This is a genomic window from Cellulomonas sp. Marseille-Q8402 (genome assembly GCF_965119525.1).
Map to the genome: position 1 here is coordinate 2023370 of NZ_CBCPLX010000001.1, position 12220 is coordinate 2035589.

At 74.7% G+C, this 12220-nt stretch carries 12 protein-coding genes; 8 read left to right on the forward strand and 4 right to left on the reverse strand.

Annotated features, from left to right (window positions below; genetic code table 11):
* Positions 1-39: 39 nt before the first annotated feature.
* Positions 40-495, forward strand: a complete 456-nt coding sequence (locus tag ACWPWW_RS09295) for a GAF domain-containing protein (RefSeq protein ID WP_454050030.1) — start codon at positions 40-42, stop codon at positions 493-495.
* Positions 496-577: 82 nt separating this feature from the next.
* On the opposite strand, the gene ACWPWW_RS09300 is transcribed toward ACWPWW_RS09295, so the two are convergent.
* Entirely contained in the window at positions 578-808 is a 231-nt protein-coding gene (locus tag ACWPWW_RS09300; RefSeq protein WP_454050031.1) for a hypothetical protein, read from the reverse strand.
* Positions 809-972: 164 nt separating this feature from the next.
* Here ACWPWW_RS09300 and ACWPWW_RS09305 point away from each other — a divergent pair, with 164 nt between their 5' ends.
* The 3 genes from ACWPWW_RS09305 (at position 973) to ACWPWW_RS09315 (ending at position 2594) form a co-directional block, all read left to right on the forward strand.
* Complete coding sequence (locus ACWPWW_RS09305; RefSeq protein ID WP_454050032.1) at positions 973-1206, forward strand: DUF6480 family protein; 234 nt, start codon at positions 973-975, stop codon at positions 1204-1206.
* A 29-nt stretch (positions 1207-1235) separates the two neighbouring features.
* The gene (locus ACWPWW_RS09310; protein ID WP_454050033.1) at positions 1236-2324 is read left to right on the forward strand and encodes a PQQ-dependent sugar dehydrogenase; all 1089 of its coding nucleotides are present in this window, start codon (positions 1236-1238) and stop codon (positions 2322-2324) included.
* A 75-nt stretch (positions 2325-2399) separates the two neighbouring features.
* Positions 2400-2594, forward strand: a complete 195-nt coding sequence (locus ACWPWW_RS09315; protein WP_454050034.1) for a hypothetical protein — start codon at positions 2400-2402, stop codon at positions 2592-2594.
* A gap of 1 nt (position 2595) precedes the next feature.
* Here the strand turns inward: ACWPWW_RS09315 and ACWPWW_RS09320 are convergent, their stop codons facing one another.
* Positions 2596-4647 carry an alpha-L-rhamnosidase-related protein gene (locus tag ACWPWW_RS09320; protein WP_454050035.1) on the reverse strand — a complete coding sequence of 684 codons (2052 nt, stop codon included), beginning with the start codon at positions 4645-4647 and terminating at the stop codon, positions 2596-2598.
* A 256-nt stretch (positions 4648-4903) separates the two neighbouring features.
* Here ACWPWW_RS09320 and ACWPWW_RS09325 point away from each other — a divergent pair, with 256 nt between their 5' ends.
* The 4 genes from ACWPWW_RS09325 to ACWPWW_RS09340 all read left to right on the forward strand — a co-directional run bounded on the left by ACWPWW_RS09325 (position 4904) and on the right by ACWPWW_RS09340 (position 9171).
* Positions 4904-6220, forward strand: a complete 1317-nt coding sequence (locus tag ACWPWW_RS09325) for an ABC transporter substrate-binding protein (RefSeq protein WP_454050036.1) — start codon at positions 4904-4906, stop codon at positions 6218-6220.
* Between the two features lie 85 nt (positions 6221-6305).
* On the forward strand, positions 6306-7235 hold the full coding sequence (locus ACWPWW_RS09330) for a carbohydrate ABC transporter permease (RefSeq protein WP_454050037.1): 930 nt from the start codon (positions 6306-6308) through the stop codon (positions 7233-7235).
* Positions 7232-8056 carry a carbohydrate ABC transporter permease gene (locus ACWPWW_RS09335; protein ID WP_454050038.1) on the forward strand — a complete coding sequence of 275 codons (825 nt, stop codon included), beginning with the start codon at positions 7232-7234 and terminating at the stop codon, positions 8054-8056. The genes ACWPWW_RS09330 and ACWPWW_RS09335 overlap by 4 nt, the downstream gene beginning before the upstream one ends.
* 80 nt (positions 8057-8136) lie before the next feature.
* Positions 8137-9171: a LacI family DNA-binding transcriptional regulator gene (locus ACWPWW_RS09340; RefSeq protein WP_454050039.1), complete on the forward strand. Its 1035-nt coding sequence runs from the start codon at positions 8137-8139 to the stop codon at positions 9169-9171.
* Here ACWPWW_RS09340 and ACWPWW_RS09345 read toward each other — a convergent pair.
* Complete coding sequence (locus tag ACWPWW_RS09345; RefSeq protein WP_454050040.1) at positions 9168-11765, reverse strand: family 78 glycoside hydrolase catalytic domain; 2598 nt, start codon at positions 11763-11765, stop codon at positions 9168-9170. The two genes, ACWPWW_RS09340 and ACWPWW_RS09345, sit on opposite strands and share 4 nt — an antisense overlap.
* A 122-nt stretch (positions 11766-11887) precedes the next feature.
* A complete protein-coding gene (locus tag ACWPWW_RS09350) occupies positions 11888-12145 on the reverse strand; it encodes a DUF1905 domain-containing protein (protein WP_454050041.1) in 258 nt (85 codons plus the stop codon).
* Positions 12146-12220 lie beyond the last annotated feature (75 nt).

Sequence of the window (12220 nt, forward strand, 5' to 3'; positions counted from 1 at the left end):
TGAGAAAGTGCGATCCCCAGCCAGCCCGGAGGTCCAGCCGTGACGCAGTACCCGGAGCGCGACGAGGCCTACGCCTTCCTCGACGCCTACGCCCGCGAGGCCGCCGAGCGCGTCGGCGTGCCGACCGAGTGCAGCATCATCCTGCGTCGCCACCACCTGCTCGAGTACGTCGCGAGCAGCGCGCCCCGGGCCGCGCTCTGCGACGCCGTCGAGGTCGAGACGGGTGAAGGGCCGTGCGTCGTCGCGATCCAGCAGCTGCGCGGCGAGATCGTGACCGACGTGCTGGCGGAGGAGCGGTGGCCGGGCTGGAAGGCGGCCGCGGTCGAGCAGGGCTTCCGGTCGGCCGCCGCGCTGCCGGCGATGGTCGACGGCGACACGACGATCGCGCTGAACCTGTACGCGGACGCCGTCGACCCGTGGGACCGCGAGGCGCTGGTCGGCATGGACCGCCTGGTCCAGGAGGTCGCGGAGCTCATCCGCACGCGCGGCGTCTGACCACCCGCCCGCGCGGCCGAGCGCGGACGCGACGCCCGGACCGGCGGTGCGCCGGACCGGGCGGCGTCCGCGTCCGACGCCCTCAGGCCTGCAGCCGGTGCGCGAGCATCGACTTCGACTGCTCCGCCCCCTTGCGGCTCTCCGCCTGCGCCCTGCGGAAGAAGTCCGCCAGCTCCGTGTCGCCCGCCCGGTCGGCGTCCTGGATGTACTGCTCCAGCCGCAGGACGTTGCTCAGGCAGGCCTCCGCGAACCAGATGAGGTTGTAGTCCTTGTCCGGGGTTCCCGTGACGCTCCCGGTCTCGCTGTCCGACATGCTGACCCCCTCGTCGTGCCGACCACCGTCGCGCTCCACGCTAGACCCGGGGCGCGCAGGGCGCCCCCGGTCGCCGCACGGGACGGGCGTGCCTACCGTGGCGTGGTCAGCCCGTCCGCGGCCGCGCCGCCGCGGACTCCTGCCCGCACCCCCGGAGGCCGCGCGTGAGCACCCCCAGCCCCGACCCGGACCCGTCGAACACCCCCGGCCTCGAGCCCGGCGGCGGGGTCGCGCCCGGCGACACGCCGCCCGGGGAGTCCAGCACGTCCGGCGCGGCGTTCCAGGAGCCGGACCTGCCCGGGCGGCGGACCAACTGGGTGGTCTACGGGATCGTCGGCGCGGTGGTGGCCGTCGCCCTGCTGCTGTTCGTCGGCTACGTCGTGGGGCTGCTCGACTAGTCCGTCCTCACCGAGCACCCGGAGGTGCCGTGGCCGCCGACCGACGCCGGCACTGGCCGGTCGTGCTCGTGCTGGCCGTGCTGGCGGGCGCCTGCAGCCCGCCACCGGCGGCGGCACCCCCGGCGGCACCGCCGGCCACCGGCGTCGCGACCCCGGCCGGGTCGCCCGTCGAGGTCGCCACCGGCCTGGACGTGCCCTGGTCGGTGGCGTTCCACGGCGGCACCGCCCTGGTGAGCACCCGTGACCGCGGGGAGGTGCTGGAGCTGACCGCGGACGGCGGCACGCGGGTGGTCGGCACCGTCCCCGACGTCGCACCGGGCGGCGAGGGCGGGCTGCTGGGCATCGCGGTGGACGACGCGGACCGCCTGTACACGTACGCGACGACCCGGGCGGGCAACCGGATCGACCGGTTCCCGCTGACCGGCGTGCCGGGCTCGCTCGGCCTGGGCGCCCGCGAGCCGGTGCTCGAGGGCATCCCCGCGGCGGCGCACCACGACGGCGGCCGGCTCGCGTTCGGCCCGGACGGGATGCTCTACGCGACGACCGGCGACGCGGGCCGCCCGGCCGACGCGCAGGACCCGGGGTCGCTCGCCGGGAAGATCCTCCGGATGACGCCCGACGGCGACGTGCCGGACGACAACCCCCGCCCGGGCTCGCTCGTGCTCAGCCTCGGCCACCGGAACCCGCAGGGACTGGCGTGGGACGAGGACGGGACGCTCTACGCGACCGAGTTCGGCCAGGACACGTGGGACGAGCTGAACGTGATCACCCCGGGCGGGAACTACGGCTGGCCCGAGGTGGAGGGGATCGCCCGTGCCGAGGGGTTCACCGACCCGGTGCAGCAGTGGACGCCGGACGCGGCGAGCCCCAGCGGCATGGCCTACGTCGACGGCACGCTGCTGATCGCCAACCTCAAGGGCGCGGTGCTGCGCGCGGTCCCGACGGCGGACCCGGTCACGTCGCGGGACCTCCACGCCGGGGAGTACGGCCGGCTGCGGGACGTCGCGGTGGCGCCCGACGGCCGGCTGTGGGTCGTCACGGGGAACACCGACGGCCGCGGTGCCCCGGGGCCGTCGGACGACCGGGTGCTCGGCTTCGCCCTGGACGGCCGGGGCTGAGGACGCCCGGGACTACCCGGCGCCCGCCGGGGGTTGCACCGGGTGGACCTGACGACGACGGCGAGGAGCAGCGGCATGAGCGTGCAGCAGGCGGTACCGGCGGTCGACGTCGACGACCCGCGCACCCAGATCGAGGTCGGCGTGCTGCTGGCCAACGGCCGGCTGGCCGGCCGCCGGTTCGGCTCGCGGGCGGAGGCCGAGGCGTGGGCGCGGCCCGACGAGGGCGACCAGGTCGTCGAGTGGAACCTCGTGTGCGAGTGCGCGGTCTGACCTAGGAGCGGTCCACCTCGACGCGCAGCTCCGCGCGCCGCGGCCCGGCGACCCGCTGCCCGGCGACGTCGAGCACGTGCCCGTCGGGCACGTCCACGACGACCCGGCCGGATGCCTCCGCGGTGACCGCGAGGTCCCCTCCGGGCACCGGGACGACGGCGGCCGCCCACCGGAGGTCGCCGAGCGACGGCGACGCCACCGCGGTGCGCCAGCCCGCCGACGTCGGGCGCAGGCCCAGCACCAGCTCCGGCAGCGCGGCGACCGGCCCCGCGGCCCACCCGTGGCAGAGGCTCCGGCCGAACGGCCGCCCGTACATCGCCGTGTCCGGGCCCGCGCCGCCCGGCAGCTCCTCCCAGAACGTGAGCGCTCCCGCGTCGAGCATCGCGCCCCAGCGGTCGGCGATCCGGCGGACCGCCGCCGGCGCGTGCTCACCGGTCAGGGCCCGCAGCGCCAGCGCCGCCATCGAGGGCGTGCCGAACGTGCCGCCGAGGACCGTCCGCCGGGCCCCGTCCGGCACGGCGCCCTCGTACAGCCCCGCGTGCACGGCCAGGAGCGTCGCGTACGGGTCCGGGGCGCTGTCCCCGTCGACGTAGGTGCGCAGCGGACCGGCGGACCCGAGCAGCGGCCGCAGCCGGTCCGCCCGGGCGGCCCAGCCCTGAGCCGCGGGGTGGTCCGCGAGCGCGAGCACCCGCGCGCCGGCGGCGAGCGCCCACCACCACAGCACCTGCAGCGCGGTGGGGTCGCGGCCCTGCTCGTGCTGGACGCCCCAGTCGATGAACACGCCCGTGGGTGCGGCGCCCGGGAACACCTCGCCCGCGGGCCGGGGTCGCAGCAGCCCCCGTCCGTCGGTCTCCCCGGTGAGCCGCGTCAGCAGGTCGTGCACCGCCGGCGCCTGCGTCGCGAGGAACGCGTCGTCGCCCCAGTGCCGGTGGTGCAGCTCGTGCGCGACGACCCACCACAGCGAGTAGTCGGCGATGCCGTTGACGTGCGGCGTGCGCGGGTGACCCAGCGCGCGCAGGGAGTCGCGGACCACCGCGGCGTCGCCGAACCCGTAGGCGATCGGCGCCACCGCGAGCGCGAGGTCGCCCGCCCACGGCAGCCGGTCCCGCTTGATCCCGTCGACCAGCAGCCCCTGCAGGCAGCTGCGCAGCGTGAAGGCGCCCGTCGCCCAGATGCGGTTGAGGCGGTCGTCGTCGCACACGAACGCGCCGCGGCGGGGTGCGGCACGCAGGTGGAGCTCGGCCCGGACGTCCGGCGCGGTGACGCCGCGGACGGACACGTAGCGGAACCCGAGGCGGTGCCGGGTGGCCCAGGTGCCGTCGCCGCGCGGGTCGAGGTCGTACCGCGACTCGCCGTCGGCCGGGTCCGCCGTCGCCTCGGCCACCGTCTCCCCGGTCACGACCACGGGCTCCCCCGCCGCCGGCTCGACGCGCAGGACGACCCGGCCCAGGCCGGGCGCGGGTACGGCGTGCAGACCGGGCCGGACCTCCGTGAGGGGCACCTCGACGACGCCCTCACCGGTCGCGTGCGGCGGCAGGGGCCCGGCGCGCCGCGGCTCGGTGGGGGCCCACGCGCCGGTGTCCTCCGTCCGGCAGGTCCACGCACCGGGGACGGACCCGTGGCGGACCCCGACGGCCGCCGCCCCGTCGTCGGGCGACCCGACGTCCAGCTCGACGACGTCGCCGGTGCGGAGCGTCAGCACGACCGGCTCCAGCGCGGGCAGCGGGCGGTCGGCCTCCCCCGTCCGCAGCCGGGCGGGACCGGACGTCGACAGCCGGACGGCCCCGTCGCCCGTCGCGCGGAACCGGAACACCACCGAGGCAGCCGGCGGCGCCCCGGTGGCCGGGTAGTCGACGTAGCGGTGCGCGGCGGACGCCTCGGCCACCAGGTGCCGCAGCAGCCCGCGGGCGACGTCGCCGTCGCGGTGGTGCCACGTCACGTCCCCGGCGACGGGGACGTCGTCCGGGTACACGTCGGGGCCCGCGGCGCGCGCCCGGGCGAGGATCTCGCCCGTGGTCGCAGGGACCGGGGCGACGGCGGGCGGGTGGAGCACGGGCGTCCTCGCTGACGGGGGGTGGATTCGGCGGGGTGACGTGCATGAATCGCTTCAACACCGTCGCGCCGCATCGTCCTCGCACGGCCGCGACCCCGTCAAGCACGGTTCCGCCGCAGATTCGCCGGACTGCGTCCCCGGCTCCGCCGGACTGTTGACACCCCTCTCGGCCTGTTCTAGCCTCGCCGCAGCACTGAAACGGTTCAAGCACTCGCCGGGACGACGACGACCCGGCGCCTTTACGAGGAGGTAAAGCGTGAACGTGGGAACCCGGCTCTCAGCAGTGGGCGCGACGTCGCTCGCCGCCGCACTCGTCCTGACCGGATGCGGCGGGTCCGGCGAGGGCGGTGACGGCGGCGACGGCGAGGCCACGACGCTCTCCGTCTACATCGACAGCACGCCCTCCTCCGTAGAGCTCTGGAACGGCCTCATCGCGGCCTACGCCGAGGAGAACCCCGACGTCACGGTCGAGGTGGAGACGCACCCCGCCGGCTCGGAGGGCGACAACCTGATCAAGACCCGGCTGGCGACCGGGGAGATGAACGACCTGTTCTGGTACAACTCCGGCTCGCTGTTCCAGGCGCTCAAGCCGGACCAGAACCTCGTGCCGCTCACCGACGAGCCGTGGGCGGACACCCTCGACGACAACTTCACGACCGTCGTGTCCACGGACCAGGGCCTCTACGGCGCCCCGGTGGGCGCCTCGTTCGCCGGCGCGGTCGTCTACAACAAGGACATCTACGCCGACCTCGGCCTGGAGGTCCCCACCACGTGGGACGACTACATGGCCAACAACCAGGCGATCCAGGACGCCGGGCTGGTGGCGGTCGTGCAGACCTACGGCGACACGTGGACCTCGCAGGTGCCGGTGCTCGGCGACTTCTACAACGTGGAGGCGGCCGAGCCCGGCTGGGCCGAGGCGTACACCGCGGGCGACGCGAAGTTCGCCGACGAGCCCGCGCTGGCCGGGTTCGAGCACCTCGAGGAGGTCCAGGCCGCCGGCCTGCTGAACGAGGACTTCGCGTCCGCGACCTACGACGACGGCGTGCGGATGCTCACCGCCGGCGAGGCCGCGCACTACCCGATGCTCACGGGCAACGTCGCGAGCGCCATCGGGGAGAACTACCCGGAGGCGGCCGAGTCGATCGGCGTCTTCCCGCTGCCCGGCTCCGACGGCGACGCCAACGGGCTGACCGTCTGGATGCCGAACGGCACCTACATCCCGACGTCGACCGAGGGTGCCCAGCTGGAGGCCGCCAAGGAGTTCCTCGCGTGGCTGGTGTCGCCGGACAGCTGCGCCGTGCAGGCCGAGGTCTCGACGCTCGGCGGGCCGTTCGTGGTCGACGGCTGCGACCTCCCCGACGACGTGCCGGCGATCGTGTCGGACATGCAGCCGTACTTCGACAGCGGCGACACCGGCCTGGCGCTGGAGTTCCTGTCGCCGATCAAGGGCCCGGCCCTCGAGCAGATCACGGTCGAGGTCGGCTCCGGCATCCGCAGCGCGGCCGACGGCGCGGCCCTCTACGACGAGGACGTCGTGAAGCAGGCCCAGCAGCTCGGCCTGGACTGGTAGGACGGAGCCCGTCGCCGCACCCGACCGGGCCCGCACCGCACGCCGACGCGTCGGTGCGGGCTCTGCCGCCCTCGAAGGAGAGCCCATGACACTCGTGCGCCCCGCGCTCAGCGACGCCACCCGCGGTCGCCGCACCGGGACCGGACCGCAGCGGGCCGGCGCCCGCAGCCCCTACCCCACCTGGTTCTTCATCCCGGCCGGGGTCTTCTACCTGGTCCTGTTCGTCGTCCCGACGCTCGCGTCGTTCTACTTCGCGCTGACGCGCTGGGACCTGTTCGAGTCCGAGTTCATCGGCCTGGACAACTTCGTGCAGTTCTTCCGCGAGCCGGCGCTGGTGACGGGCTTCGTCAACACCTTCGTCTACGCCGTGCTCACCTCCGGGCTGAAGGTCGTGCTGGGCCTCGGGCTGGCGGTGCTGCTGACCTCGCAGATCATCGCCCGCGGCTACCTGCGGTCCGTGGTGTTCTTCCCGGTCCTGGTCAGCACCATCGGCGTCGGCGTCACCTTCAAGGTGCTGCTCGACCCGTTCGACGGCCTGGTCAACCAGGTGATCTCGTGGTTCGGCGCGACCGGCCCGGGCTGGCTCACCGACCCCGCCCTGGCCCTGTTCTCCGTCGCGCTGGTCGACGTCTGGAAGGGCGTCGGGCTGGCCACGCTCATCTACATCGCCGGCATCGTCGCGATCCCGCAGGAGTACTACGAGGCCGCCCGCGTGGACGGCGCGAGCGCCTGGCAGAACTTCCGGAGCATCACGCTCCCGCTCGCGCGGCCCGCCACCGTGACGGTCGTGCTGCTGTCGCTCATCGGCGGCCTGCGCTCGTTCGACCTGATCTGGACGATGACCCGCGGCGGCCCGGGCTTCACCAGCGACGTCATCGGCTCCGTGATCTACAAGCAGTACCAGGCGGGCTTCTACGGCCTGTCGACGGCGGGGAACGTCGTGCTGTTCGTCGTCATCGCCGTGATCATCTTCCCGCTCTCGCGCTGGCTCAACCGCAAGGAGGTGGAGTCGTGAGGCGCAAGGGCGTCGTCCTCGGGTCCGTCTCGATCGTGCTCAGCGCGATCGTGTTCGTGGTCCCGTTCGTGTTCATCCTCCTGACGGCCTCGAAGTCGCAGCAGGAGGCGTCGCTGCTGCAGTTCTCGCTGCCCACCGAGTGGGCGTTCGTCGAGAACATGCGGGCCGTGCTGGAGAGCAACGACTCGATCCTGGTGCGCGCGTTCTGGAACTCGACGGTGCTGACCGTCGCGTCCGTCGCGATCATGACCGTGCTGGCCGCGATGGTCGGCTACGTCGTGCAGCGCCGGCGCAGCCGCTGGAACCCGGTGGTCAACGGCCTCGTGCTGGCCGGCCTGATCATCCCGCCGGCGGTCGTCCCGACGATCTGGGTCCTCGACGGCATCGGCCTGTTCAAGACCATGGCCGGCCTGATCGCCGTGCACGTCGCGTTCGGGTTGTCGTTCTGCGTCCTGCTCTTCCGGGCGTTCGTCTCCACGATCCCCCGCGAGCTCGACGAGGCCGCGCTGATCGACGGCGCCGGGCCGACCCGGCTGTTCTTCTCGGTGATCTTCCCGCTGCTCAAGTCGGTGATGGTGACCGTGGTCGTGGTGCAGGCGGTGACGGTGTTCAACGACTTCACCTACGCCCTCTACTTCCTGCCCGGGCAGGACAACGCGACGGTGCAGCTGACGCTGTACAACTTCCAGTCCCAGGGCCTGAACCAGTGGAACCTGCTGTTCATGGACGTCCTGCTCATCACCCTGCCGCCGCTGGCGATGTACATCTTCTTCAACCGGCAGATCGTGGCCGGGATGACGTCCGGGGCCGTGAAGGGCTGACGCCGCGCCCGGTGGCCCGTGGGTACGATGAACCATTTCACTGCCCGCCCACGGGCACCTGCGGGAGGACGACACCGGGGATGAGCGCGAGGCCGGCACGGCGCGTGGCGCGCCTGACCGACGTGGCGGCGCGCGCCGGGGTGTCCACCGGCACCGTCTCCCACGTGCTCAACCACCCGCAGAAGGTCAGCCCCGCGACGCGGGAGCGGGTGCAGCAGGCCATCGCCGAGCTCGGGTTCGTGCGGGACGCCAACGCCCGGTCGCTCGCGCAGGGCGGGTCCCGGAGCATCGGCCTGGTCGTGATCGACCTCGGCAACTCGCTGTTCTCCGAGGCCGCCCGCGGTGCGCAGGCCCGCGCACGGGATGCCGGGCTCAGCGTGCTCATCACCGGCAGCGACGACGACTACGCCGTGCAGTCGGCGAACGTCGACACCTTCGACGAGGCGCGCGTCGCCGGGCTCCTCCTCGCGCCGATGCAGGACTCCGCCGAGCAGATGGCCCGGTTCACCGCCCGCGGTCGCCCGGTCGTGCTGATGAACTACGACCCCGGCACCGCCGACTCGTGCCGCGTCGTCGTGGACAACGAGCAGGTCGGCTACCTCGCCGCGATGCACCTCGCCGAGCAGGGCTGCCGGCGCATCGCCTACGTCTTCTCCCGGCCCGGTGCCCAGCCCGTCGCGCTGCGGCGGCAGGGCGTGCGGCGGGCGATCACGGCGCTCGGCGGAGAGGTGCAGTACGAGGAGGTCCTCGCGGACGAGCTGACCGCCGCCGACGGGGTGAAGGTCGCCGCGGCCCTCTCCGGCCGCGGCCCCGCCACCCGCCCCGACGGCATCATCGCCGTGACGGACCTGCTCGCCGCCGGCCTGGTCGGCGAGCTGTCGGCCCGCGGGATCGACGTGCCCGGCGAGATCGCCGTGCTGGGCTGCGACGACAACTGGTCCGCCCCCGACTGCGGGATGACCCTCACCACCGTGCGGATGCGCGCCTACGAGATGGGCGTCGAGTCGATGCGGCTGCTGCTGGAGGAGATGGCGCAGCCGCGGGACGAGCACGTGCACCAGCGCGTCGTGCTGACGCCGCAGCTCGTCCCGCGGATGTCGACCGCGCGCTCCTAGCGCCGGGCCACGCGCAGCGCGTGCCGCCCGTGGCCGACCTCGACGGGGTCGTGCCCCGGCAGCCGCACGACGCCGCGCGCGCCCACCGGGACCAGCACCTCCACGGCCAGCTCGCCGCCCTCCAGGCGCCAGTCGACGGCCGCCTCCCCGTACGGGGTCAGGTGCGTGGCGCCGGCGCTGGTGAACGAGCCGCCGGGGCGCGGCGCGAACGCGATGGTCCGGTACCCCGGCTCGGCCGGCGCCAGGCCGGCGACCACCCGGTGCAGCCAGTCCGCGACGGCGCCCAGGGCGTAGTGGTTGAACGACGTCATCTCCCCCGGGTTCACGGTGCCGTCGGGCAGCATGCTGTCCCAGCGCTCCCAGATGGTGGTCGCGCCCATCCCGACGGTGGAGAGCCACGACGGGTCCTCGGTGCACTCCAGCAGCCGGTACGCCGCCTCGACCTGGTCCCCCGTCGTGAGCGCCTCGGTCACCTGCGGGGTGCCGGCGAACCCGGTCGCGATCCGCCCGCCCGACTCCTCGACCAGGGCGGCGAGCCGCGCGGTGCCGGCGTCGCGCGCCGCCGCGTCGGGCCAGAGGCCGATCACCGTCGTCAGCGCCAGGGCCGTCTGGGTCTCCTGGTGGTCCGGCGACCGCGGGTCGAGGTAGGCGGCGGCGAACGCGGCGGCCGTCGTCGCGGCCAGCGTCTCCAGCCGGTCGGCCTCGGCTTCGTCGCCCAGCAGCCGGGCCGTCCCGGCGAGCGTGCGCGCCGAGTGCGCGAGGTAGGCCGTGGCGACCAGCTCGGGGCTGGTGGCGGCCTTCATCGGGTCGTCCGGCGGCGCGGTCGGGTCCAGCCAGTCGCCCAGCTGCGTCGTGCCGTGCACCAGGCCGTCGCGGGTGTGCTGCTCGCAGTGCCGGAGCCAGCGCAGCCCGCTGTCGTACTGCCGGCGCAGGACCTCGAGGTCGCCCGTGCGCTCGTGCAGCACCGCCGGGGTCAGCGTGGCGACGTCGCCCCACACCGCGACCGGGTCGTCGGCCAGGTCGGCCCAGGGGCCCTGCGGCGTGTACGGGATCCACAGCGGCAGCCAGCCGAGGTCCCGCTGCTCGGCGGCGAGGTCCTGCAGCCACGACGCGAGGAAACCGGTCACGTCGAACAGGAACGCCGCCGTCGGGGCGAAGACCTGCAGGTCACCGGTCCAGCCGAGCCGCTCGTCGCGCTGAGGGCAGTCGGTGGGCACGTCGACGACGTTCGACCGCAGGCTCCACACGACGTTCTCGTGCAGCCGGTCGACCTGGGCGTGCGACGAGCGGAACCACCCCGTGCGCTCCAGGTCGGAGTGCAGCACCCGCGAGACCACGTCGCCGGGCCGCAGCTCGCCCGGCCAGCCGGAGACCTCCGCGTACCGGTAGCCGTGCACGGTGAACCGCGGCTCCCAGGTGGCCGGCCCGTCGCCGGCGAGCGTGACGCGGTCGGTCGCGGCCGCCTGCCGCAGCGTGCGGGTGTACAGGTCGCCGTCCTGCAGCACCTCGGCGTGCCGGAGCGTCACCGTCGTGCCGCGCGGGCCGTCGACGGTGATCCGCAGCCGGCCGCTGTGGTTCTGCCCGAAGTCCAGCAGGTACCGGCCGACCCCGCGGCGCTCGACCGTGACCGGGTGCAGCTCCTCGACGGCCCGGACCGGCGGCCCGTCGGGGGCGACCAGCACGGCCGGGTCCAGCGGCTGCACGCGCACCGGGGTGGCGGCCGGGTCGTCGTGGCCCGGCGTCGACCACGCCGGGTCGTGCAGCCGGGCGTCGAACTCCTCGCCGTCGTAGAGGCTGCTCCACCGGATCGGGCCGCACGCCGCGGTCCAGGCACCGTCGCTCGCGACCGTCCGGCGCGCGCCGTCGGCCGTCGTCACCTCCAGCTGCACCAGTGCGGCCAGGTCGTCGCCGTACCGGTCGCGCCGCCCGCCCTCGAAGGCCAGCCGCCCGCGCCACCAGCCGTCGCCCAGCCACACGCCGATCGCGTTCCTCCCGGGGCGCACCAGGTCGGTCACGTCGAACGTCGCGTAGCGCAGGCGGTGGTGGTAGCTCGTCCAGCCCGGTGTCAGCTCCTCGTCACCGACCCGGCGGCCGTTGATCTCCGCCTCCGCGAGCCCGTGGGCCGACAGGTAGAGGCGGGCGCTGACGACGTCGCCGGGCAGGTCGACCTCGCAGCGGACCCGCGCCGGGCGCCGCAGGTCGTCGTGCGGCTCCACCCACGCCGGTCCCACGAACGACGCCGACCAGTCGCCGGGCTCCAGCAGCCCGGCCTCCGCCGTGCCGGGCTCGCTCCACGCCCCCCAGCCGTCGTCACCGGCGACCTGCACGCGGACCACGGCGCGCTCCCGCGACCGCAGCGGCCGCGCCGGCCACGGCACCAGCACCTGGTCCGGGCCGTCGAGGTCGTGGACGGTCGTCTCCGTCGCGTGGCCCGGGAGCCCGAGCGTCACCTCGACCCGGGCCGCCCGCTGGCGGTAGCCGGGCGCGGCCTCCGCCACCTGCCAGGAGAGGCGGGGGCGGACCTCCCCGATGCCGAGCCGGCCGGGTGCGTGGTGCTCGAAGCGCACCCTCGTCGCGGTGGGGGTGGTCTTCATCGGGGCGGTACTCCTGTCGATCGGCGGTGATCGGGGGCCCGCACGCCAGAGCGCGGACTGAAGCGTTTCAACTCCGCGCTCAGTCTCGGCGTGGCCCACCGCCCGCGTCAAGCGGCCGGCGGTCAGCCCGCCGGGGCGAGCACCAGGTCGACCTCGACGTCGTCGCCCGCCGCCAGCCCGGACTCCCGGCGACGGTCGCTGCTGAGCGGGAGGAGGCGCTGCCCGCCGCGGGTGCCGACGGTCGTGGTGTACGTGAACGACCCGATGGTCACGACGACCTTCGGTCGGCCGCCGCCGCCGAGCGCCGCCATCACCTCCTCCGGCACCGGGATGCCGGTGGTCGTGCCTCCGGTGGCGAGGATCGTGGCGCGGTAGCTCATGGGGGCCTCCAGGTGGCCGGTGCGGATCGGGACGGGGACCGGGCCGGCTCAGCGCCGGTAGGCGCGCACGGCGAC

Excerpts from the sequence above, each read along its gene's own strand:
- ACWPWW_RS09300 (WP_454050031.1), bottom strand. The coding sequence starts at position 808 with ATGTCGGACAGCGAGACCGGGAGCGTCACGGGAACCCCGGACAAGGAC.
- ACWPWW_RS09315 (WP_454050034.1), top strand. The coding sequence starts at position 2,400 with ATGAGCGTGCAGCAGGCGGTACCGGCGGTCGACGTCGACGACCCGCGC.
- ACWPWW_RS09330 (WP_454050037.1), top strand. The coding sequence starts at position 6,306 with ATGACACTCGTGCGCCCCGCGCTCAGCGACGCCACCCGCGGTCGCCGC.
- ACWPWW_RS09340 (WP_454050039.1), top strand. The coding sequence starts at position 8,137 with ATGAGCGCGAGGCCGGCACGGCGCGTGGCGCGCCTGACCGACGTGGCG.
- ACWPWW_RS09345 (WP_454050040.1), bottom strand. The coding sequence starts at position 11,765 with ATGAAGACCACCCCCACCGCGACGAGGGTGCGCTTCGAGCACCACGCA.
- ACWPWW_RS09350 (WP_454050041.1), bottom strand. The coding sequence starts at position 12,145 with ATGAGCTACCGCGCCACGATCCTCGCCACCGGAGGCACGACCACCGGC.